A 23,320-nucleotide genomic window follows, 5' to 3' on the forward strand; every position below is an offset into this window, starting at 1 on the left:
ATAATGCATGGCGGCGTAAGCCACATGGCGGGTTTATTCAACGCTGTGCAAAACGCCCGATTCCGCAATGCTGACCCGTTTATGCTCGCTGGCCGACTGCAAACAAGCATCAATCAACCGCATATTCTGAATGGCGTCTTCGGGCTCAAAGCGCAAGGGTTCCTCTTGCCAGACACTGCGCGCAAAACTGTCCGCCTGCAGCGAGTATTGGTTCAGAGGCTCGAACACCTCTTCACGCCGCTCCCCGCGCGAAATCACGTAAAAATTCGGATTGCCGATGAAAGCCGACGGCACTTCGATTCGTCCCGTCGTCCCCAAAATCTCCAAGGTGTTCCGACCATCTGCCCACATCGCGCAGTCGAACGTCAACCCGATATCATCTGGAAATTCCACCAAACCAGACGCCATCATGTCGACCTCATCGTGCTCCGGTGAAAAGAACGCTTGCACGGTCGCCGCCACAGGCTCTGTTCCCAAAATCAAGCGGGCAGCGCTCAATGGATAACAACCGACATCGTAGATGGATCCGCCTCCCATAAAGCGTTTATAGCGCACATTCCCGCTATCCTTTGCATTGTTGAATGTAAAGGTGCCATGGATGCCGCGAACCACTCCAATCTCGCCCGCCTCGATGATCTCCTTAATGCGCGTATAGCGAGGGTGGTGGCGATACATAAAAGCCTCAACCAGTTGAACGCCCGCCTGCCTACAAGCATCGACCATCTCTTCAGCCTCTTTCGCGTTCAAGGCAATCGGCTTCTCACAAAGCACGTGCTTGCCTGCCGCCGCCGCGCGAATGGTCCATTCCTTGTGCAGATGATTGGGCAGCGGAATGTAGACCGCATCTATCGTCGCATCTGCCAACAAATCTTCATAACTTCCGTACGCTGTCGCAATGCCCAGTTCATCCGCCGTCTGTTTGGCCTTTTCCATATCCCGGCTGGCAATGGCCGCAACGACACCGGTTTCCGACTGTTGAATGCCTGGAATGACGGCGCGCTTCGCGATACCGGCACATCCCAGGACGCCCCAACGCAATTTCTTATCGCTCATTTTAATTCCTCCATCATTCGTTGACGTCTTGAGACGCAGGGTGCAATTTCAAACAAACAGGATGTGATTGGGTATAGACTTCTCCCGTCGCATGCGGCATGCCATCCGCATCCAGTTGCATCACCACCACATCATTTGAGTCTTGATTTGCAACCAGGAGAAATTTTTCGTTGGGCACGACCGCAAAATTGCGCGGCGTCTGTCCACTGGTTGACGCAAATCCCACTGATTCCAGCTCGCCGTTTGCAAGAATGCGAAAGGCTGCAATGCTATCATGTCCCCTGTTAGAACCGTACAGGAAGCGGCCTGATGAGGTCACATGGACATCTGCGCAAGTGTTGCTGCCTGCAAAGTCATCCGGCAATGTCGTCACCGTTTGCAGCGGCGTCAAGGCCATTGAGTCCGCGTCATACGCGTAGGTCGTCACGGTTGAACTCAGTTCTTCAATCACATACAGCACACGCAACGTAGGGTGGAACGCGATATGACGCGGACCTGCTCCTGGTGTTGTTTGGGTCGTCGCGTGCAGTGTGAACGTCATCTGTGCCACATCATGGCGGTACACGTAGATGGTGTCCGTCCCCAAATCAGTGACCAACAGATAATCGCTGTTCGGAACCGTGACGATGGTATGTGGATGTGGCGCCTCTTGCCTATCCGCATTGACACTATGTCCGACATGCGCTGTCTCATGTCGCATCTCGCCAATGTTACCGTTTTCCTCAATCGGAAAGACACAGACGCTGCCACTGCTGTAGTTGAGAGAATAGAGCCATTTTCCGGTGTCATCTACACTCAGATAGCACGGTGCGCTCCCCGCCGTAGATTGGCGATTGATTTCGCGAAACACGCCGTTACTTGGCTCAACCGCGTAAGAGACAACAGCCCCATTCTTTGTCTCACTGACAGCAAATAGCTGGGTCGCGTCTTCCCCCAAGGCCAAAAAGGAAGGGTTTTCAATCCCAGATACGCCGCCGATGTGCTTGAGCTTCCCCGTTGCGGTGTCAAACAAGAGCAACTGTATCCCCGTTTCATCAGAAGCGGCATAAGCGCCTGAGAACACATACCAGTACCGATTTGTCACATCGTTTTTCAATGCCAATTCTACACCTTCTTTTTTCATTGTGAAACCCGTTTCAAAGTTCAAGAGATTTCGAGACGCCTTGCCGCTGCGGCCGAGGCGCAAGGACAAACGTCAAGCCCATCGCCAGGACGCTTATCAGCGCAACCATGACAAAACTACCTTGCAAATTCGCTACATCTCCGATGATTCCTGCTAATGCGGGCCCGCCAAACATCCCTAGGGAGTATATCGCCTGATAGAATCCCATCGCCGTGGCGCGACGCTGTGGATCGATGTGCTTGATGGCCAGCCCCATCAAGACCGGCATGCAAAGTCCTTGACCAAACCCGTTGAAACACTGTGTCACATACAGCCAAGGCAAGGCATGTACGAACGGAATGGTGCCAGTGAAAATCGCTGCGATCACAAATCCGACCACCACGACGTTTCGCTCGCCCAATTTACTCGCCAATATCCCCCCGCTCAACAGAGAAGCCACCGCATTGGGAAGCGTTGTCACGAGCGCCAGCCAACTCAAGTCCGCCTTGCTGGCCCCCAAGTGAACAGCCGCATCCGGCGTAAAGCCGAACATCGTCGAAAAAGTGATGATCTGGGCCAAAATCGCCAGAGACGACACGCCAAGCACAATTTTGTCTTGTCCGACTTTCAGCAAATCAGCCGGTCGAATGCCCACTCTATCTGGGTCCGGCGGTTGATCCCGAATCCACAAGGCCATCACGCAGGCCACCGCGCCGCCTGCCACCGCCAGCCAAAAAGCCGCGTGCCAACCGTACACTTGCGCAAGCAAACCGCCAGCCGTCGTCGCCACCATCTGCCCAATGGACGTGTAAAAACTGATGATCCCCATCGCCTTCGGGGCGCTGTCGTGATCGTGATAACTGGCGTACAACACGGTAAACACAACCCAACTGGCCGCTGCCACGCCTGCCAGCGCACGAAACAAGAGCGCCGATACCACCGATGAGCTGAGCGCGAAGCCGAGGCTGCTGAGCGTGCCGACCACGATGCCGGCAATGATGAACGGTTTGCGGCTGCCGACACGGTCAGACCACACACCGAGCGGGATACGTATGAGCATTTGCGTAAATCCGTAAGCGCCGACGATAATGCCCGCCATGGTCAAAGAGCCGCCAAGGGATTTCACATACGGCGACAACAACGGCACGTATGTATACGTGGAGAACCAATATAACATTGTCACAGTGTAGTATAATGGGAGCCGATTGGAGACCATGCCAACCCTCCATTCCAAAATTTCAATTCTACCTTGAAAATCATGTGGCATATTGGTGAGGTGCCATCCGTGATGCCTTGATTGATTTGCATTTTCATGGTGCTGTTGGCGCGCTCATTACACCTGTGTTCAGTTTAAAAACAGGGCTGTGCTCGGCCAACTGTGACGAAACCGTGTCGTCCCCCATAGCCGTCGCTTCATGTGCGAACATATAGGAATCGTGTTAGGTATCACAACGAGATAGCGGAGACACGTGAAAATCCATCAATTGTTCACAGGTCTCCTCGTACAAGCTGTTTGGTTGACTGACAATTGCCGAATCTCTGTTTACATTTTGTAAATGAAAAGGTGACAACGATGCAAGAGGCATATATCAATGCAAATCCATTAATTCGATCCGTCGTTCACAAGCCGTTCACTGAAGCCATTCGCAGCATTGGTCTGCCCGCATTTCCCCAACTGGCGTTCACGGACAGCATCTCTCCCTATTTGCACGTGCCCGGCAGTCTCTTCGAAGATGATGAACACACCCGCGCGAAACTCTGGAATTCAGTCATGCATGGCGAGGTGATCGCCACCGATGTCTGGGACGACATGCCCGTCTTTTACGTGCGCGGCGGCTTTGGCGGCAGGTGCATGGACGTGCGCCTGATTTATCGCGATAGGCAGTGGGCGCTCCAATCCGTCGTGTCGATGCATCACCGTCCGCTTATGCGCACGCCTTGGTTTTTGCGTCTCGTCACCATCGCTGCAATTGTGGTGGCCGGCATATTAGGTTATGTCTTACATCAACCGAAACATGCCCCGACACCAGCCGTCAACGCCATGCCAACAACACAACCGAAAATACCGTCAACTACACCGGCGACGAAGCAAGATGCAAAAACACAGCCAAGCACACAAAAAAATACCACTGCACCCACCAAGACAAAAACCGCGAAACCGCCCACGCCAACCACGTTCACATTCACGTTAGAACCTGGGATGCCGTTGAACGACCTCTCCAAGTTCCTGAATGAGCACCACCTTTTCAGCGGCATTGTCAAATTTGACATGGCGATGAAAAACACGCACATCGACCAAGCCGTCAGACCTGGCAAATACACATTTAAAACTGGTATGAGCGAGAAACAACTGCTTCAGGTCCTGAAAAATGGACCGAACAATTAAAATAAGTGGTAAAAAAGGGGCCAGACGGCCCCTTTTACTGCTTACCGCGCTTTGCCATGCGCCACTGGTATTCGTGGCGCCGCCTCGGCGCCCACCCACATTCTGGTGAATTAAATCCGCTTCAAGTCAATTCCATGGATTGCGCTTCGCCGCATTTGGCAACACACAACAAAAAATAACTCATGCTGTCAGCCAACGCTTCCCAGCTGGCCTCAATGACATTTTCCGATACACCGATGGTCCGCCAAATGTCATACCCGTTCGTGGATTCAATCAACACGCGCACTTTCGCAGCCGTGCCGTCCTTCTCGTCGAGCACACGCACTTTGTAGTCGGTCAGATGCATCGTGTCAATCACCGGATAAAATGGCCGCATGGCTTTGCGCAGCGCTTCATCAAGGGCGTTGACCGGGCCATTGCCCTCCGCCACCGTGTGCACCATCTCGCCTTGCACAGACAATTTCACAATGGCCTCCGATGTGATAGCGGAGCCGACTTGCTGTGTCGCTTCCACCCGCATGGACTCAAATTGGAACAATTCTTCATACCCGCCAAGCAGCTTGACGAACAATAGTTCCTGTGACGCCTCGGCGCCCTCAAACTGGTAGCCCTCGTATTCCAATTGCTTGATTCTGTTGAGCAACGTCCGCACTTCTTGTGTGCGACCCTCAATATTGAGTCCCAATTCCTCTGCACGATGCTGAAGATTGGAAAGCCCAGACAACTCGGATACGAGAATTCGGCGCTCATTGCCCACAAGCTCTGGGCGTATATGCTCGTACGTGTCCGGATTGCGTGCAATGGCGCTCACATGAATGCCGCCTTTATGCGCAAAAGCGCTATGACCGACAAAAGGCTGGTAACTGTGCGGCACTAAATTGGCGATCTCGCTGACAAAGCGAGACAGCTCCGTCAGATGAACCAAATGCGCTTTGGTCGGCAGACAAGGCCGCTCCAGCTTCAGTTCAAGATTGGGGATGATGGATATCAAATTGGCATTGCCACACCGCTCACCGATGCCATTGATGGTGCCATGCGCCATCAATGCCCCCTCTTTGACCGCAGCGAGCGTATTGGCCACGGCCAACTCGCAATCATTATGAGCATGGATGCCGATGGGCACGCTGACCACTTGGCGCACCTGTTTGACGATGTCTGCCACCACATCCGGCAGTGTGCCGCCATTGGTGTCGCAAAGCGTCACCCAATCCACGCCAGCATCCGCGGCCGCCTGAAGCGTCGAAATCGCGTATTCGGAGTTGTGGCGATATCCATCAAAAAAGTGTTCAGCGTCAAAAATCACTTCTCGATCATGTTTTTTCAGCCACGCCACCGTCTCGACAATCATCGCAAGATTGTCAGCCAGCTCAACGCGCAATGCCTCATGCACATGAAAGTCCCACGCTTTGCCGACGATGGTGATGACCGGCGCGCCCGAATCCAAGAGTGCGCGCACCCCTTCATCTGTCTCCACTGTGGTGGAAGGGCGTCGCGTACTGCCAAATGCCGTAATTTTCGCATTTTTTAACGTCAATTCCGACTGAGCACGTCGAAAAAAATCCTGATCTTTGGGATTGGCGGCCGGAAAGCCACCTTCAATATAAGCGATTCCCAAATCATCGAGTTTTTGGGCGATGCGAAGCTTATCTGCTACAGTTAGACTGATGCCCTCGCCCTGAGTGCCGTCACGAAGTGTAGTATCTAATAATCGAACGCGGTTCATAGTACCTCCTAGCTGCGCAGCAAGCCAAATTATTTAGACTATTTATGTATCTTACCAGATGATAATCCACCTAGCCAGACTCGCGAAACATGGCAACGGTTACATTTTTATCAGGTAAACTGTTCCAGATTGTCCAAGCTGATTGATTTTTAACATGACAAGTGTACGATGGAGTTGAATCAGTATTTGAATTTTTCTAACTGCATTCATGCAGCCCATTTCTACTTGTTTGAACCACGTGCCTTGTGCCATGGCTTAAACAACAATAGGTGAATGTATCGGGAGGCGGCGAATCCATGGGCGTAGAAGTAAAACAGCAACACGCAATCTCCAAAGCGCAACTTGACAAATTCGCATCGGATTATCAAAACAGTCCTCAACACCGCGCCTTGGCCAATGCAATTCAAAAGAATGGCGTCAATGCAGTCGCCATCAATCAAGCATCTCTGATCAATATGCAGTATACGTTCTCACATGAAATCAAAACAGGTGAAATCACGAACCAAAAGCAGAGCGGCCGTTGCTGGATGTTTGCGGGGCTCAACACCCTTCGCGTACCCGTGGCCAAACAATGCAATCTCGACTCCTTCGAACTCTCCCAGAACTACCAGATGTTTTGGGATAAATTCGAAAAAGCCAACTACTATCTGGAGAGCATACTGGAAACGTTGGACGAAGCGACAGACAGCCGCCTTGTGGCTTGGTTGCTGAGCGGTCCGGTGCAAGATGGCGGCCAATGGGATATGTTTGTCAACTTGGTCGCAAAATATGGCGTCGTGCCAAAATATGTGATGCCCGAGACCTTCCACAGCAGCAGAACGGGCGTCATGAATCATCTCATCACGCTGAAACTGCGTGAATACGCTGTCAAACTGCGGAATCTCTCCAGCAACCAACACGCCTCGGTCAATGAGCTCCGGCTGGAGAAAGCGCAAATGTTGAGCGAAATCTACACCATGCTCTGTCACTTCCTTGGGCAACCCCCCAGCCAGTTCGACTTTGAATACCGTGACAAGGACAACGAGTTTCACCGCGATGCCAACCTGACGCCACAGCAATTTTACGAAAAATACGTCGGTGTGAATCTCGACGACTACGTGAGCATCATCAATGCGCCGACCCAAGACAAACCATTTGACAGAACCTATACAGTGAGATACCTCGGCAATGTCAAGGACGGCAAGCAGGTATTGTATCTCAACGTCGAGATCGACCAACTGCGTGATTTGGCTTTGCAGCAATTGAAAGATGACGAACCTGTCTGGTTCGGTTGTGACGTCGGCAAGATGTTGGATAGGGATGCGGGCATCATGGACACCGCGCTGTATGATTACGAAGCTGTGTTGGGTGTGCCGTTCAACATGTCCAAAGCTGAACGCCTGGACTACGGTGAAAGCTTGATGACACACGCCATGGTCTTCACAGGTGTAAACGTGGTTGACGGCAAGCCGAACCGTTGGAAAGTGGAAAACAGCTGGGGTACCGACCCAGGGAACAAAGGATTCTTCATCATGAGTGACCCTTGGTTTGACGAATTTATGTACCAGATTGTGGTGCAGAAAAAATATCTGCCAGCGCATCTGCAGTCGGCATTGGAACAGGAGCCGATTGAGTTGCAACCATGGGATCCAATGGGCTCTTTGGCGATGATGCGCTGACGGTTGCCTATTGAACTTAAGATGCATCTTGTGACAAAAAGTCGCTAATCTTCCATAAAGGAAGCGTGAGCGGCTTTTTGTCGACCAAGATGAACGCGTTAAACTGTTAGAACTCTGAAAGATAGACGCCTTTATGATCCGCTTTTATGATGAAGCGCCATTCACTGCAGCTTTCATCGCCTTCCATACAGAGCCTGCCACATCGGTAAATGCGACATTCCCAATTTGCACATCCAAGTAGCTTTGTCCGCGCTTGTTCGCCACAACCGTGAACTTTTGCCCGTCTGTCGTGCTAAAGACCATTGTGGCCTGCTGCTGGGTTGTACCTGTCGCTTGGTTCGGCGCATTGGCAGCCGTGGCACCTGAACTGCTCGCGGAACCGCCGCTTGAGACGCCAGGCGGATCGATTTGAGTGAGTCCGTTGACTGCAGCGACGAGGTTCTTGATGGCTGTCGGATCTGTGACAAGCTCATCCGTTGTCCCTGCTGCAGACTGGGATGATGTCGTGGCATTCTGCGCACCAGATTGATTGGCCAACGTGATGTCCACTTGCGTCACATTCGCAGGAATCAGCGTATCCGCTGGACGTTGCGGCAGAACCAAGTCGGTCACCCAATACGAAATCAGCGTCTCGTCCGATCCCGCCGCCTTAAAGCTCATGGTCACATTCATTTGCTGATTCGCTGGTTGTGTTGTAGGCGCAAAATCCAGGCTCTCGGTATAGTCACCCGTTTTGAAGTTTATCGCCTGGCCGGAACCAGTTTGATGATACCCCTGCGCTTGATAGGCTTTCTTGAACCACGCTTCCACATCGGCAACGTGGGCATTTACGGCGTACTCGGCCTGGCCGCTTTGAATATAATCTTCCATAGGCAAACTGTCGTTGGTATCTGTAAAAGAAATGCTCGATGTTTGAAAGAGCGGATTCATCGGCAACGTGACGGTGACTGGCGCGGCAGGCGGAACTGGCGGCGTTGGCAGGCCCAGCTTCGTCGCATCTGTGTTCGCCAAAGCGAGCGAGAACGTCGCATTCAGGTCCCCGGATATCGGCGTGGCAGGCGGATTGGGCAATTTCCCAGCCAACGCCCAAGTGCCCGTTGTCCACTTGCTTTTGATACCCAATTTGTCAAATGTCTCTTTGACGTAATAGAGAGGCAAATATGTCGTCCCACCCGTTCCGTTTTTCTGCAGGAGGGGTCCATATTGCATCGTTGTCGAGTTGACCAAGGTCACAAATTGGTCTTGTTTGACTGCGTGGTAGTGGAGGTTGCTTTTGATGGACAACTCATTTCCCACAGGCAACATCAAGACCAATTGGTTTACACCATCGACCCACTCTGCGCTTAACCCGACATCGCTCGCCACATCCTTGACATCTTGAGCAGGAATCCAAGTCGTCAACTGATGTGATGTTGGATCCGGCGCTACAATTGCGCGCAGGGACAAAACTTGTTTGCCGCCCAGCGTGACATTCACCTGCTGACTCGTTGTCGCTGCGTCTGCAGCAGGAATACTTGCCATAAAAAGGAGTGTGGAAGCCACAGCCCCAATGGACAACCCATTTACAACTTTCATCTACCATTCCGCCCTTTCCAAAACATAACATGCTACAAGTCCATTTTTATCCTGACGTATTATAAAGACGTTCGAGTATACCAGTCTGTTACACATACGTGAAAAAACGAATCTGTGGTGGACAATACCAGTTGTTTGCGCTTTAAAATGATCTTGCGCTGTGTTACCGTCAAATGGTGTCAGGGCCTTTGCCCATAGGAAATTCAAGACTACTTCAGGTGGGTGAAGTCACAAAGTGAATCAACAACAAAGATATCGAAGAGCAGATGCGAAGAAGAAGCCGGAGAAGCCAAAACATGCAAAACAACCAACTGGCAAGCGGAAGCTGCGTTGGATCGCATTCATTTGCGTTTGTTTTGTATATTTTTGCGTGTCTACGTCACTGTGGATATTTCACGGCCCTTTTCCGTCCGTGCGAAACTACGTCATCGACACAGTCGACGAGACAAGACATGGTTACTTGCTAAGACCACTGTCCCTATATACGCTATCAAATTCCGTCATCCAAGCGAACGCTTTATCCAATGGTGGAATGGTGTCAAAAACCATCCCCATCAACGAGATTCCAACACAAAATTACGACAACGGCGATGGCACTATTCATCTGTACACCTATCATGGAGAAACATTCACCGCGCACATCATGGTGATCGACAATCCAAAGCGCATCAAAGTCGCTACGACCAAATACTTGGGTAAAAGCGGTGAAACCGTACAACAAATGGTCGCCATTGCAGGCGCAGTCGCTGGCGTGAACGGCGGTGCCTTTTCCGATACGGATCAGCAAGGGACTGGTGCCAATCCGCTCGGCATCACCATCCACGACGGAAAAGTCATCACAGGTGCTCACTCCAGCGAAAAGTACCCGGAGATTGCGTTCACAAACGGCGGACAGATGATTGCTGGCGACTATTCGCTCGCGGAACTTCAGCAAAAAGACGTACAGGAAGCACTGAGCTTTGGGCCTGTCCTGGTGTTGAACGGACAACCGGTTTCTGTGCCTGACCAAGGGTACAATCCGCGGACGGCCATCGGCCAAACTGCGGACGGCAAAGTCATTCTGATTGTCACGGACGGGCGCGGTCAGTATGGACAACTTGGCGCGTCAATGACGGATATTACCGAATTGATGCTGAAATATCACGCGAAAATCGCGGCCGATCTCGACGGCGGATCGTCAACGACTATGGTCTACAACAACAAGCTGGTCAACACGCCGGTGGACTTGACAGGCGCGCGCAGCGTGGGCACATCGATTGTCGTCATGCCGCAGGATGGGGGTGAGTGAGCATGCTTAGAAAGCGAACATTTGGCCGCTTGTTTCTGTTATTTGTCGTCGTGCTCACACTCACGCAGGTTCTGTTTCTGCATCACCTAAACAGGTTGTTTAATAACCAAGAAGCGAAAACCAATCAAGAAATTCAACAAATCTTGAATCCTACGATCTCGCTGTCGTCCCGTGAACGTCAGATTTTAACGGGACTGAAACAACAGTACCAAGGCGTCACCGTTTCACCTGACGGCCAGTACGCCACATACGTGGATACAGCCAGTGATGGAACGGATGTCGTACACGTGGAGTCGTTGGATACCGGAAAACAGGTCAGCGAAGCGACTGACTTGTACCCGGTTCAATACCTCGATTGGCTTGGCGATGAAGAGGTTTTTGTCGGTGAAGAGAAAGCGCCCGGCGAATTGGAATTGAATGCATTCTATGTATCCAACGGCCAACAGGCCGATCTCACGGCGTCAAGCGTACCCGAGTTCTCAGAGCTTTCCTCTGATGCGGAAATCACCAAAGTGACATACAGCAACCAGACGAACGATGTGTTCGTACTGGTAGAGTCAGGCGGCGGAAGCGCTCTGTATCATATTGGCACAATGGAGGATGTCCAGAGTGTGCCGTTCAGTGGCGGATACGTGAAGAATATCGCGCTCTCGCAAACCGGAGACAACCTGTACGTCGAAGATAACCAGGATGGCACATGGGACGTCGTTCGCCTGCAGCAAACAAGCGCGACCAGCAGCTACAGCCCGGACTACGATGTCAATGAACAGGTGGTTCAAACAAATGCCGCCTTAATCAACGTCGTCGGAAATGTGCTTTATTTTGGCAAAGTGAATCAGAATGGTTTGGTCACCGCTGTGTACAAAGAGGGAACAAAAGGGAGCACGACCCTAGTGAAACGTCTCTCCAGTCCGACTGTCGCGAGCAAAATCAATGTCTCGGGCGACGGTCAGATCACCGTCAATCCACTTGCCGTCAGCAGCACGGCAGTTCAGGAGACCTAACAGATGACAAGGAACCGTCCCACAGACGCTAACCACAAGGGACGGTTCCTTGCATTAAGGCAAGTACACCAGTTAAGACAAGCGATAAAAACGTCACCACAAATGTTCCAAATAGAAAACCATCGAGGTCATCGCATCATGATTTCAACCAACTGTTCACCAGAGCTTGATTATCCTGTATCCATTTTTTCACGCCCGCCTCTTTGGTGGAAGCGTTGATGTCGTTCTCCAACTGGCCCAGTTGGTTTTGTGTCAATGTAAAATGTTTTAGCCAATCAACAGCCTGTGCGTGACTGCTCATCCAATCCTTATTGGCCTCCGCCTGAATCGTCCCACCCTTGCCGAACACGCCTTTTGGATCAGCCAGATACTTCAGTTTGTATGTTGCAAAAGCCCAATGTGGACTCCAGAGGACGACAGCGATATCCTGCTTTGCATCGTAGGCTTTTTTCAAAGCACTCAACATCGCAGGTGAAGAACTCGAAACCAACGTCGTATCTAGCCCATACTCCGAAATGGCTTTCTTGACGAGATCCATCTCCACGGAACCGGGATCGATACCTACAATCTGATTTTCTTGCGACGGAAGCTTTTTCAAATCAGCAATCGAGTTCACGTTTTTCATATAGGTGGGGACGACCAATCCTTCTGTCGTCTGTCCTTTGTACCATTTCCCAAGTGTCGCGACGTTGTCTTGATACTTCTTGATATACGGAGTCTGCTCAGGCAGCCATGAATCAAAGAAGACATCGACGCCACCTTGGGACAAGCCGACAAACATTGGACCGAGTGCAACAGATTTCAATGTGACATGGTATCCCTTTTGCTTGAGTAGTTGCGCCCACAGATAGGTGGTCGCGACATCCTCATCCCAATCGATGTAGCCGATGGTGATGTTTTTGTCCGTCTGCTGTACACCAACCGCTTCGTCCGGTCCCGTGCCGGGGACATGTTGTGTTCCGCACCCTGCTGATACCATTCCACATAAAGCAGTTCCTACCAACGCGACACTTATCCTTTTGCTCAACTTCACTCGCATCCCTCCGCGTGATTTTACTTGTGCAACGAGCGTCCACAAAAGACAACTCACCTCACCGATGAACGACCACCTCTTCACCTTCTACCACGACATTGAAACTCGGCAGACACCGGGTGTCATCAGCCAACATGCGTCCGCCCCGCAACACATCATATTCGCGGCCGTGCCATGGACAGCGCAAAATTTCCCCCTCGCGAACATAGCGATACTCGCCAGGTGTATCTGTCGGCGCAGTTGCACCACATAGCTTGCCCTTGGCCATCGGCGCGCCTTGATGGACGCATCTATTGGACAGCGCATAGTATTCCCCGTCAGGGGTCCGGCAGATCACGATTGAAATTCTCCCCAGCATCGCCTCCTTTATCTCACCAGGCTGCAGTGCATCCACTTTGCAGATGACATGTCTCATATCGGCTCCCCTCCTTCTTATTTGACTTGGGTTGTTACGACTGCCCCGCATAGCGAGACGAGTGCGCTGGAAGTTTAGGATAAAGCGCCTTCGCATTGTCGGAAAAAATCTTTTGTTTCAGCGCCTTCTCCAAGGAAGGAAGCGCCTGAAACGGCGAATCATAATCCCAATGCGGATAATCCGTCGAAAAACAAACCATCTCGTCAGAACCCATTTGTTCGATGATGTGCATAAATTCCTGACGATTCATCTCTTCCATCGGCTGTGTGGTGAAACGCACATGTTCGCGCACGATGTCGCTGGGCATCCGTTTGATCCAGGGCACTTCGTGGCGCAAATCGCGATACTGCTGATCCATCTTGCGCATCAAGTATGGCGCAAACGCAAAGCCGCCTTCTATCATCAGCAATTTCAATCCAGGAAATTTTTCAAACACGCCATTGAAGACCATATTGGTCACCTGCATCATGTGGACAGTCGGAATCAACGTATGCCACTCAATAAAATACCGAGGAAAGCGACCGAAATGCACCGGCGGCTCGTTGTGGTGCATGGCAATCGTCAGATTGTGCCGCTCGGCCGCCGCAAAGATGGGGTGATAATATGGATCCCCCCACAAAAAGTCATCCATGGGCAGCAATACCTGCACCATTTTAGGATGCGGTCCGATCCGCTCGATTTCGCGCACCGCCGCTTGAGGGTCCTGTGCGGCAATGTGCACAGATCCGTAGAGTCGGTCATCTTGCTCCAACCAATGTTCAACCTGCCAGTCGTTGTAGGCTGTCGCCAAGGCGACGGCCATTTCATGCCAGCCGTGCATCGAAGATGGCGATGGATCAAGCGCGCCGGTCAGAATACCAAACTGATGTTGACAGGCATCGAGCAATTGAGCGCGCATAAAATCGAGATCCGTCCCAGCCGGACGTCCATCTGGAACACGCGCATCTGCCCTATCGACACCAGCCACCGCGGGTTGCGTATAAGGCAAATGCTTCTCTTGCTTCCATTCGCAATCTGTCACATATCGTCGCCATGGATTGTCTAGATACGACACCAAATCCCGATACAACACACGTTCGTGTATATCTGTGTCCACCAGATAAGGAACATCATTCGACTTGTCTGGCGTTTCACGGTCTAGCATTTACTCACCCTTCCTCATCTTGATTTGGGAATGGGACAATCGTTTCTCCACGTTCAAATACAGTTGTCAACTGTTGAAGCCATGTGTAATAGCGCTTTGCTTCTGCCAAGTGATGGAGATCTCTATGTGCCTTATCGCGCACGTCCGCATCCAAATGAGCATCCTCAAGCAAAACGCAAATCTGACGCTCACTCTCGCTGATGCCTTTCATGTTCAACTCAACGGCGCGCCCCCAAATTTGTGTAAAGAATTCGACAAATGAACGGAATTGATCTCGCTCAACCTCATATAGATCTTTTCGAACACCCGCGACAAACTTCTTGCGTACCAACTTCAGCCGCGCCAACTCTCGAACGCCTGTACTCATGCTGGTCTTGCTCATGCCAGTTTCTTTGCACATTTCGTCCAGCGTCATGGGCTCATCACGAAAGACCATGGCTCCATACAACATCCCCATGGAGCGGTTTAGGCCATACATCTCCATCGTTTCGGCCTGGGATTGAGTAAAATGGCGGCGCGCCTGTTCCAAACGTTGATAATCTTCCATCATCACAACACCGTCACTTCAAGTTTGTTTATCACGTTTGTACGGTATATACTGTACAAACAGAATATATCACACAAATCATGCAATATCCAATCACGTTCACCTGTGATCTGTTGCATAAAGTCCTCCACCCTAAAGAAGACGCCGACAAATAATATCCCCACCGCATTTATCGAAAGGAAGGAAGCCATTGAGTGTCGATCCATTGATTCAAACCATGTCCCGCCAACTGTATATCAACGGTGAATGGACAGCGGCGCACACACGTGCAACTCGCCCTGTCATCAATCCGTTTAATCAGAACGTCCTGACAGAAGTTGCCGAAGGCAATGAGGAAGATGCAAAATCAGCCATCAAAGCTGCCCGCGCCGCATTCGACACAGGGCCATGGCCACATCAGCCTGGGGCAGAACGAGGCGAAAAATTGTGGGCCATCAGTGAACAAATCAAACGCCAGCGCACAGAACTCGCCCGCCTGGAAACATTGGACACTGGCAAAACGCTCACCGAAAGTCTTGCGGATATGGACGGCATCGCCAATGTCTTTCAGTACTTTGCTGGACTGGCGGACAAATATTGCGGCGAGGTGATTGACGCCCCCATGCCAAACGCGGTGAGTCATGTATTGTATGAACCGATTGGCGTCTGCGCACTCATCACGCCTTGGAACTATCCCCTGCTCCAGGCCGCGTGGAAAGTGGCCCCGGCCCTAGCCGCAGGCTGTACGATGGTCCTGAAACCTAGTGAATTGACGCCCCTGACCACGCTCAGGCTGGCGCAAATCATCCATAAGGTCGGCTTGCCGAACGGCGTTTTCAACGTCGTCACTGGCGCTGGCAGCACCGTCGGCGCCGCACTCGCCCATGCGCCCGCGGTAGACCTCGTCTCCTTTACAGGCGGCGGCTCGACCGGGAGGAGCATCATGCAAGCGGCGGCAGGCAATTTCAAGCGCGTCGCCCTCGAATTGGGCGGTAAGAATCCCAACATCGTGTTTGCAGACGCCGATCTTGATGCAGCGCTCGATCACGCCCTAAACGCCGCCTTCTTCCACGCGGGCCAGGTGTGCTCAGCTGGCGCGCGTCTTCTGCTTGAGGACAACATTCACGATCATTTTCTCGAACGGTTGGTCAACCGCGTCCAGCACATTCGCTTGGGCAATGGCCTCGATGCGGCGACGGAAATGGGACCGCTCATCTCACAAGCACACCGCGAAAAAGTGGAACGATATATCCGCTTGGGCATCGACGAAGGCGCCACGCTGTTGACAGGGGGGACTCGTCCAAGTGCGCCGTCACTCGCGGCTGGATTTTTCTTGGAGCCGACCGTATTTGTAGATTGCCGCGCTGACATGCGAATCGTTCAAGAGGAGATATTCGGTCCGGTGCTCACCGTTGAATCATTCGCGACCGAAAAAAGCGCGATTCACCTGGCAAATGACACCGTGTATGGACTGGCAGGCGCCGTGTGGACTCAGGATGTACAACGCGCCCAACGGATGAGCAAAGCATTGCGCTTGGGCACTGTGTGGATCAACGATTTTCATCCGTACTTCCCACAAGCGCCTTGGGGTGGCTACAAACAGTCGGGCATTGGCCGCGAACTCGGCCATCGCGGTTTAGAGGAATTTATGGAACAAAAACATATTTTTCAGAACCTAGCACCACAATCGCTGCACTGGTTTGGCAGAAATGACCGCATAAGATGAAAAGTGTCTCACAACATGCAGAACAAATCAGACCGCCTGGAGCAATCGCCAGACGGCCTGATGCATGATGTAATGCATACGATGGATATTTTCCTCCTTCCTGACTTACACATATAGTTTCTTTAAATCCTGCCAAAAACGTGGATAGGTTTTTTCCACACATTGAGCCCCTGTGATGACCATCCCGCCTGTTTTGCTGCCAAGCACAGCCATGCTCATGGCGATACGGTGATCATCATACGTGCGAATCGACACCTGTTTTGCACTGTCTGCTTCCGGCGCCGACCAAAACGGAATCTCAACCCAATCGGGGCCTGCAGTGACTTCAATGCCTAGTTTCCGCATCTCTGTGACAGGCACTTCAATGCGATCACACTCTTTTATCCGCAATGTGGAAAGTCCAGTGATTCGCGTTGTACCTGGAATAAAGGGCGCAATGGCAAATAGCGTCACCGCCACATCAGGCATCATTTCCATGTCCAATGGCTCACTCATTGCATTCAATTTGCCGGCTTTGGGACCGATGATGGTGGTCGTTGCGGCGGTCCGAATGACGCGTGCGCCAAGTCGCTCGCAGATATCGAAGAAGCCATAGTCCCCTTGTTTTGTACTATTTCCAAGGTTGTCGATGGTGACTTTCCCGCCATGCACCGTCGCCAGCGCACTGAAATAGGATGCGGCTGATGCATCACCTTCAACAACGAGATCGACAGGGTGGTATGTCTGAGGGCGTACAGTGAATGAGCGATAGTTGTCGTTCTCCACGATCACGCCAAACTTCGCCATCTCATGGATGGTGATGTCGATATACGGTTTGCTGACCAGTTCTCCCTTGACGTCTATGCGTAACCCGCGCTCGAAGAGCGGCGCAATTTGCATCAACGCAGAGAAATACTGACTGGACTTATCGCCATTCATCGCGATGGTATCGGCGCTTTGACCGATTCCCGTCACTGTTGCTGGTAAATATCCATCATTGGCAGACTCGACATCGGCGCATATGTGTCGCAGCGCATCCAAAAGGTATTTGTTTGGGCGTACGCGCATGGACTCGTGTCCATCGATATGCGTCGCGCCTTTGCGCAACGCGCACAAGGCCATTAAGCTGCGGGTGGATGTGGCGCTTTGTCCCACATTGAGGGTCACTGGTTCAGTGGGAAAGTGCCCATTTAATCCGTGTACGATGAGCGAATCATCTGGCGTCTCATCAATGGGGATGCCCATCTTGCGCAGGGAATCCGCCATGCGAAACGTATCATCACAGAAGCCTGGGGATCTTATCGTGCTTGTTCCATTGGCCAAAGCCGCCAGGGCTAAATCCCGAATGGTAATGGACTTGCTGCCTGGCATGCGCAACTGGATTTGAAATGGTTTGTCTATTTTCTCTACGGCTTGCTCCACATATGTAACCTCCAATTGTGATACGAAACTTGGCAGCAATCTCTCATTCGATTTTACGATACATGGTATCAGGTGTGGGAATGTTTTCTTCCGTTGTTACGCCCGACGGCGAAATTGAATATGTCACGCGCCGATTCATGAAAAAGCCTATATTTACCTAGACAACGGAGTCAGGAATGACAATCGCCGCTCACTGCGTCACTCGTACAGCTTTCTCAAGCATTTCTAGTCCGACTTTGATTTGCTCCCTCTCCTCGTCCTTTAACTGGCTTAGAGCAGCAATCAGAGGCGCATCGAGTGACGCCGGCAATTCTCTCGTCACATAAGCATCCACTGCTTCGGAAAGATACAAGCGTGAAAACCGCTTATCCGCAGCATCAGCACGCCTTTCGACATACCCTTTTTTCTCAAGTCTATCGATGATACCGGAAACTGTACTATGCGCCATGCCCAGTCGCGCGCTCAAGTCTTTTAACGAGACACCCGGCAAATGATACAACGCTTGAAACACGTTGACTTGCGCCCGGGTAAGCCCACTTTTCTGTGCCTCGACTTCCCATGTTTGATCAATGAGTTTGTTGAGATTCTTGACAACTTTCCTTATATAAACTGCGTCATCAATCACGGATGTCATATACTCAATCCTCGCGAACCTTTTTTGAAATCATCATGATTTATGGCTTGACAGAGAAATCATAACAGATTACATTATACGTCGCAAACGACATGTCGTATACGACGTATATATCGAGGTGATTTCTATGCTGTTGATTGCATTCATTCCTGTTCTTCTCTACCTGTTTCTAGAGTTTGCCCGTCGCGATCCGATAAAAGAAGCCAAAAAGAATCGTGGCTCCAGCATGCTGATTGGCTCCGTTTTTGCGTGGATGTTCATCATCCCGACTATCATTCATTTGTTCGTGCATGTTTGGCTGTTGCCCACTTATACCATCGCCGTTGGCGTCTTCATTAGTTTTGGCGGCGTTTGGATTCGATACGCTGCTATGGCGATGCTGGGGCGGTTTTACAGCCGCAATGTCGGGATTCAGGAAAAACATGAATTGATTCAAACGGGGTGGTATCGTCTGATTCGTCACCCCGGCTACCTTGGTACATGCTTGACCTTTCTCGGTTTTGCGCTTGCCACAGCATACTCGCTGTCCGTTCTGTTCGATGGGCTCCTGTTCTTTAGTGCGTACACGTATCGAATCCGAGTTGAGGAAACTGTCTTAGTGGCACATTTCGGAGATGCCTATGTGCGGTATCAACAAAAAACGTGGAGATTGATTCCGTTCATTTATTGAATATATTACACAAAACGGTCATTAATGTTACAAATCATTGCTTTGCTGATTGACTCACTTATTGACAGAAAACTGCGATAACCGTACCATTAAATAAGGACGAAAAACGTCCTTCAGGGACAAATAACGTCCCTTGGATGGGGGGTTCTTTAATGAACAAGGGAATTATTGAATATGCCGACATCATTTTGCCCCGCTTGCGTTATCAGTTTTGTCCTATGTGTCGAACTTCCTTATCGACTGCCGTCATCAATGACGATGACATCAGACGAGTAATATGTCCTTCGTGCGGATGGGTTCACTATCCTACCAATGCGATGGGCGTCAACATCGTCATCAGAGTGGGGAAAAACGGAATCGTCGCCTTGCTCCCCCCCAATTCACCGAAAGAAGCGCCTGCAGCGCTCCCTGGCGGACATATCGAATATGGAGAATCGCCCGATGAGGCCGCAGTGCGAGAGGCGAAAGAAGAGACAGGATTAGATGTTGAAGTGGTACGATTTCTAGGGTGGGAATTCAAACGTAATTTAGGGTATCCAGGCCCCATGGCTAGTTTCTTTTTCGAAGCAAAAGCCGTTGGTGGATGCCTTAGTGAAAGCGAAGAAGGTAAGGTTCAAGTCTATCCAATTGATGATTTTCCAGCCATATCACCAAAGCGCAGTGGTAGTTTTCATACATTGAGGTTGTTTAAAGAGCACCTCTAAATCGAGATTTTGACGACCTCTAACGATAGCGATCGCGTTGAAAAGCATGGCTTATCTACTATAAACACACCTGCCATCAGCCTTTAAACAGGTGTGTTTTTGCTGTTCAATTGGCGGCAGAGGTATTATACAATTCAACGTCTACTGCGACACACCAGGATTTGTCCTCTAGAAACCAGTACCCAGGTGATGCATTATGATGTTCAACCACGCGAAAATCCGTTATATCCCCTGATGCCGCTGACAAACCATCAGGCAGTTGTCCATCCCAAGGCGCTGGAGTTGTGCCAAAGCCAGCCATCGGGATCGAAATGGACTCAAATTGCATTGCCGGGTGATATACCCCGTCCTGCCCACTCTCAAGTCTTTGTCATTATCGGATTTCCAATTCCATGCGCACACTTTTCACATTCATACCCATCGCGTGATAGAAATCAATCGCCCGTTCATTAAAAGCCAGCACGCCCAATTCCAGACTTGAAGCGCCGACGCTTTTCGCATAATCCTTCACCTTTTGGAACAGCAATTTGCCGATCCCTTTGCCACGACACGCTTCATCTACACAGATATCATTGACATACAAGCTTCGCCGCGGAACTAGAATCGGGCGGTTTGGCGCTTCCTGTACCTTTAAAATTGTATATGCAACAAGTTTGTCATTTCCCACGACAAGAATTTTGCTTTTTTCATCGTTCAACAGCTCCGTGAAATAATGCAAATCAAGCGTACTTTGGGCTGATCGATATAAATCAGGTCGATGCTCGACGTGGATTTCATGTACCTGACCATGCAGTTGTAAAATGTCAGCGTAATCTTGTATGTCTGCCTCTCTGATTTGCAACGCCAAAGTTCGTCCTCCTTACACATCATACGATCATCAGGATTGAGCTCTATCATACTACCTATAGCGGCAACGTGAGAATGTCTTTTCAGCAGCGAACACAGGAACATGGCGACAGGATGTCAAAATCAATATCTGAATCGTTCTGCTAGAAACGAAGTCTCTCCGTATCCGATGGGCACAAAAATATCACTGTATGCTCAAAATGAGGAGTGAATTACGAGTGGACTACACGACGTTTGGAAGAACAGAACTCCAAGTCAGCGTGATGGGGTTGGGCGGCGGTGGACACAGCCGCTTAGGTCTCAGTCAGCAAAAATCGGAATCGGAATCTGTGGAGATCATTCAAAAAGCGCTGCAACTGGGCATCAACTTTATCGATACCGCTGAAGCGTATGGCACTGAAGCTCGGATTGGCAAGGCTTTGTCAGCGGATCAAAGAAAAAACGTGATCCTGTCGTCAAAATACACTTTGTATGCTGACGCAGTGTTGAGAAAGCCAGCGCAACTTGAACAGAGCCTGGACGCAAGTCTGAAGCATCTCAACACAGACTACATCGACGTTTATCATTTACACGGCGTAAGGTTGCAGGACTACGACTATGCACAATCCTACTTGGCCCCGGAGCTATTCAAGATGAGAGACAAGGGGAAGATTCGCTTTCTCGGAATCACAGAGGCGTTCGTGCCAGATCCTTCGCATATGATGCTCAGAAGGGCCGTACAAGACGATATTTGGGATGTCGTCATGGTTGGTTTTAACATATTGAATCAGAGCGCCAGAGAAATCGTGCTGCAACCTTGCATTGAGAAAAATATCGCGGTGTTGGACATGTTTGCCGTAAGAAGAGCACTCACCCGTTCCGATATTTTAGCCGAGTTTGCGCGTGACATGATGAATCAAGGTCTGCTGCCAGAAAATGCAGTAGATTTGCAGAATCCACTGGGCTTCCTGATTCATCCTGAGGGCGCGGTCAGTCTGCCGGACGCCGCTTACCGTTTCGTCCGATATGAACCAGGCATTCACTGCGTTCTGTCTGGCACAGGCAATGTAGCGCACCTAGAAGCCAATGTCGAATCAGCCAACAGAGCCCCGTTGCCCGATGCGCATGTGGCAACGCTGCGCAAATTGTTTGCCAATATTAACAGTGTCTCTGGCAATTAAACGTAAATGGAGCAGCGTGTCGAGCTGTCACACGCTCCTCTTCTTTACTTCAAAAATGAAAGCAAGTATACCGAAGTCTATTATACGCAAACGAATTCACTACTTCCGAGTTTAAACAATCATTTCTATAATGATAGAGAACGACTGCGGCGCGAATGATTCAATTTGAATTGTTTGCCACTCTGATGGCTGTTTATCGCCTTCGATTTAGCCCCGCTTATCGCAGAAGTGAATGCCCTTTCTGCAGCGCCAGCTATCCGAAATGTTAGGAGGGTAACCAATGGATTATGTACGGCTTGGCAATTCAGGTCTGAAAGTTTCACGAATTAGCCTCGGATGTTGGATTTTTGGGGGTCCCAATCCCGCCTACGGTAAGCCTGGCAAAGTTTCTCCTTTGGAGTCCGCCCGAATCATTGATAGAGCTTTGGATTTAGGCATCAATCTGCTAGACAATGCGAATCGATACACCGGTGGCGAGGCTGAAGAAATTCTTGGCAAGGCCATCAAGGGGAGAAGGTCTGAAGTCGTGATTGCCACGAAAGTCAGAGGGCGCATGGGACCAGGTCCGAATGACGAAGGATTGTCGCGTGGGCACATCATGCGGGAGGTGGAAAATAGCTTACGAAGACTCGGCACAGATTATATTGATCTCTACCAAGCGCATTCGGTTGACTGGGAGACACCGCTTGAAGAAACATTGCGAGCGTTTGATGATTTGATTGCCCAAGGCAAAGTCAGATACATCGGCTGCTCTAATTTTCCTGCCTGGGTGTTGACCAAATCTTTGTGGATCAGCGACGTCCACAATCTGACGAAGTTCGTATCTCTGCAACCGATTTACAGTTTGGTCAATCGTGAAATTGAGAAGGAAATTCAACCGCTGTGTGTAGACCAAGGTATCGGGATGATCTTATACAGCCCGTTGGGCGGCGGCGTGCTCACGGGAAAATATGAAAACGGCGTACCAGTTGGTAGCCGCGGTGAAGCTGAACCACAACTGCTCGAACAGCGTGTGCACCCCTTCGAGCGAGGATTGCGAGTGCTGAAAGAAATAGCGGATGAAGTAGACAAAACACCCGCCCAGGTCGCGCTGAACTGGGTCATTCATCGACCCGCTGTATCTTCGGCCATCATTGGGGCAAGTCGGGTGGAACAGTTGGAGGAAAACGTAGGCGCTGTCGGTTGGCGCTTGCCTGCGGAACTTTCCCAAAAACTCGACGAGGCATTTACCGTCTAAAGTGCTGGCCTATATGTGATTTCAAGAGCGATTTG

22 protein-coding genes are annotated in these 23,320 nt (G+C 50.8%); 9 read left to right on the top strand and 13 right to left on the bottom strand.

Features of this window, described 5'->3' with window-relative positions:
- Positions 1-33: 33 nt before the first annotated feature.
- From ACFSB2_RS17425 to ACFSB2_RS17435, 3 genes are read right to left on the bottom strand one after another with little or no spacing between them, the layout of a single operon-like run.
- Complete coding sequence (locus ACFSB2_RS17425) at positions 34-1,053, bottom strand: Gfo/Idh/MocA family protein (protein WP_377944383.1); 1,020 nt, start codon at positions 1,051-1,053, stop codon at positions 34-36.
- 13 nt (positions 1,054-1,066) lie between these two features.
- On the bottom strand, positions 1,067-2,176 hold the full coding sequence (locus ACFSB2_RS17430) for a lactonase family protein (protein ID WP_377944384.1): 1,110 nt from the start codon (positions 2,174-2,176) through the stop codon (positions 1,067-1,069).
- A gap of 13 nt (positions 2,177-2,189) precedes the next feature.
- Positions 2,190-3,371, bottom strand: a complete 1,182-nt coding sequence (locus ACFSB2_RS17435; protein ID WP_377944385.1) for an MFS transporter — start codon at positions 3,369-3,371, stop codon at positions 2,190-2,192.
- A gap of 357 nt (positions 3,372-3,728) precedes the next feature.
- On the opposite strand from ACFSB2_RS17435, the gene ACFSB2_RS17440 reads away from it, so the two are divergent.
- Positions 3,729-4,541 (top strand): hypothetical protein, encoded by an 813-nt coding sequence (locus tag ACFSB2_RS17440; protein WP_377944386.1) that lies wholly within the window; start codon positions 3,729-3,731, stop codon positions 4,539-4,541.
- Positions 4,542-4,662: 121 nt separating this feature from the next.
- On the opposite strand, the gene cimA is transcribed toward ACFSB2_RS17440, so the two are convergent.
- Positions 4,663-6,264 (bottom strand): citramalate synthase, encoded by a 1,602-nt coding sequence (gene cimA / locus ACFSB2_RS17445; protein ID WP_377944387.1) that lies wholly within the window; start codon positions 6,262-6,264, stop codon positions 4,663-4,665.
- Positions 6,265-6,560: 296 nt separating this feature from the next.
- Here cimA and ACFSB2_RS17450 point away from each other — a divergent pair, with 296 nt between their 5' ends.
- Positions 6,561-7,922, top strand: coding sequence for a C1 family peptidase (locus ACFSB2_RS17450; RefSeq protein ID WP_377944388.1), 1,362 nt, complete (start codon positions 6,561-6,563; stop codon positions 7,920-7,922).
- 144 nt (positions 7,923-8,066) lie between these two features.
- Here the strand turns inward: ACFSB2_RS17450 and ACFSB2_RS17455 are convergent, their stop codons facing one another.
- Complete coding sequence (locus ACFSB2_RS17455; RefSeq protein WP_377944389.1) at positions 8,067-9,497, bottom strand: hypothetical protein; 1,431 nt, start codon at positions 9,495-9,497, stop codon at positions 8,067-8,069.
- A gap of 235 nt (positions 9,498-9,732) precedes the next feature.
- On the opposite strand from ACFSB2_RS17455, the gene ACFSB2_RS17460 reads away from it, so the two are divergent.
- Together ACFSB2_RS17460 and ACFSB2_RS17465 are read left to right on the top strand one after the other, a co-directional pair.
- A complete protein-coding gene (locus ACFSB2_RS17460; protein ID WP_377944390.1) occupies positions 9,733-10,785 on the top strand; it encodes a phosphodiester glycosidase family protein in 1,053 nt (350 codons plus the stop codon).
- A gap of 2 nt (positions 10,786-10,787) precedes the next feature.
- Positions 10,788-11,789: a hypothetical protein gene (locus ACFSB2_RS17465; RefSeq protein WP_377944391.1), complete on the top strand. Its 1,002-nt coding sequence runs from the start codon at positions 10,788-10,790 to the stop codon at positions 11,787-11,789.
- Between the two features lie 136 nt (positions 11,790-11,925).
- Here the strand turns inward: ACFSB2_RS17465 and ACFSB2_RS17470 are convergent, their stop codons facing one another.
- The 4 genes from ACFSB2_RS17470 to ACFSB2_RS17485 are packed head-to-tail and all read right to left on the bottom strand — an operon-like array spanning position 11,926 to position 14,928.
- Positions 11,926-12,822: a glycine betaine ABC transporter substrate-binding protein gene (locus ACFSB2_RS17470; protein WP_377944392.1), complete on the bottom strand. Its 897-nt coding sequence runs from the start codon at positions 12,820-12,822 to the stop codon at positions 11,926-11,928.
- A 58-nt stretch (positions 12,823-12,880) separates the two neighbouring features.
- The gene (locus ACFSB2_RS17475) at positions 12,881-13,237 is read right to left on the bottom strand and encodes a Rieske (2Fe-2S) protein (RefSeq protein WP_377944393.1); all 357 of its coding nucleotides are present in this window, start codon (positions 13,235-13,237) and stop codon (positions 12,881-12,883) included.
- 34 nt (positions 13,238-13,271) lie between these two features.
- Entirely contained in the window at positions 13,272-14,381 is a 1,110-nt protein-coding gene (locus ACFSB2_RS17480; protein ID WP_377944394.1) for an amidohydrolase family protein, read from the bottom strand.
- Positions 14,382-14,385: 4 nt separating this feature from the next.
- On the bottom strand, positions 14,386-14,928 hold the full coding sequence (locus ACFSB2_RS17485) for a GbsR/MarR family transcriptional regulator (protein ID WP_377944395.1): 543 nt from the start codon (positions 14,926-14,928) through the stop codon (positions 14,386-14,388).
- A gap of 217 nt (positions 14,929-15,145) precedes the next feature.
- Here ACFSB2_RS17485 and betB point away from each other — a divergent pair, with 217 nt between their 5' ends.
- Positions 15,146-16,633 carry a betaine-aldehyde dehydrogenase gene (betB, locus tag ACFSB2_RS17490; RefSeq protein ID WP_377944452.1) on the top strand — a complete coding sequence of 496 codons (1,488 nt, stop codon included), beginning with the start codon at positions 15,146-15,148 and terminating at the stop codon, positions 16,631-16,633.
- A gap of 105 nt (positions 16,634-16,738) precedes the next feature.
- Here the strand turns inward: betB and aroA are convergent, their stop codons facing one another.
- Both aroA and ACFSB2_RS17500 read right to left on the bottom strand, forming a co-directional pair.
- Positions 16,739-18,034 (bottom strand): 3-phosphoshikimate 1-carboxyvinyltransferase, encoded by a 1,296-nt coding sequence (gene aroA, locus ACFSB2_RS17495; RefSeq protein ID WP_377944396.1) that lies wholly within the window; start codon positions 18,032-18,034, stop codon positions 16,739-16,741.
- Between the two features lie 190 nt (positions 18,035-18,224).
- Positions 18,225-18,668, bottom strand: a complete 444-nt coding sequence (locus ACFSB2_RS17500; protein ID WP_377944397.1) for a MarR family winged helix-turn-helix transcriptional regulator — start codon at positions 18,666-18,668, stop codon at positions 18,225-18,227.
- 127 nt (positions 18,669-18,795) lie between these two features.
- On the opposite strand from ACFSB2_RS17500, the gene ACFSB2_RS17505 reads away from it, so the two are divergent.
- Entirely contained in the window at positions 18,796-19,338 is a 543-nt protein-coding gene (locus ACFSB2_RS17505) for a methyltransferase family protein (protein ID WP_377944398.1), read from the top strand.
- A 152-nt stretch (positions 19,339-19,490) separates the two neighbouring features.
- On the top strand, positions 19,491-20,042 hold the full coding sequence (locus tag ACFSB2_RS17510; protein WP_377944399.1) for an NUDIX domain-containing protein: 552 nt from the start codon (positions 19,491-19,493) through the stop codon (positions 20,040-20,042).
- A gap of 106 nt (positions 20,043-20,148) precedes the next feature.
- On the opposite strand, the gene ACFSB2_RS17515 is transcribed toward ACFSB2_RS17510, so the two are convergent.
- Positions 20,149-20,370: a hypothetical protein gene (locus tag ACFSB2_RS17515; protein WP_377944400.1), complete on the bottom strand. Its 222-nt coding sequence runs from the start codon at positions 20,368-20,370 to the stop codon at positions 20,149-20,151.
- A gap of 45 nt (positions 20,371-20,415) precedes the next feature.
- Positions 20,416-20,889, bottom strand: coding sequence for a GNAT family N-acetyltransferase (locus tag ACFSB2_RS17520; protein ID WP_377944401.1), 474 nt, complete (start codon positions 20,887-20,889; stop codon positions 20,416-20,418).
- Between the two features lie 217 nt (positions 20,890-21,106).
- Here ACFSB2_RS17520 and ACFSB2_RS17525 point away from each other — a divergent pair, with 217 nt between their 5' ends.
- Complete coding sequence (locus tag ACFSB2_RS17525) at positions 21,107-22,048, top strand: aldo/keto reductase (protein ID WP_377944402.1); 942 nt, start codon at positions 21,107-21,109, stop codon at positions 22,046-22,048.
- Between the two features lie 280 nt (positions 22,049-22,328).
- Complete coding sequence (locus ACFSB2_RS17530) at positions 22,329-23,285, top strand: aldo/keto reductase (protein WP_377944403.1); 957 nt, start codon at positions 22,329-22,331, stop codon at positions 23,283-23,285.
- Positions 23,286-23,320 lie beyond the last annotated feature (35 nt).

It is taken from the genome of Alicyclobacillus fodiniaquatilis (assembly GCF_042678105.1).
Taxonomy (GTDB): domain Bacteria; phylum Bacillota; class Bacilli; order Alicyclobacillales; family Alicyclobacillaceae; genus Alicyclobacillus; species Alicyclobacillus fodiniaquatilis.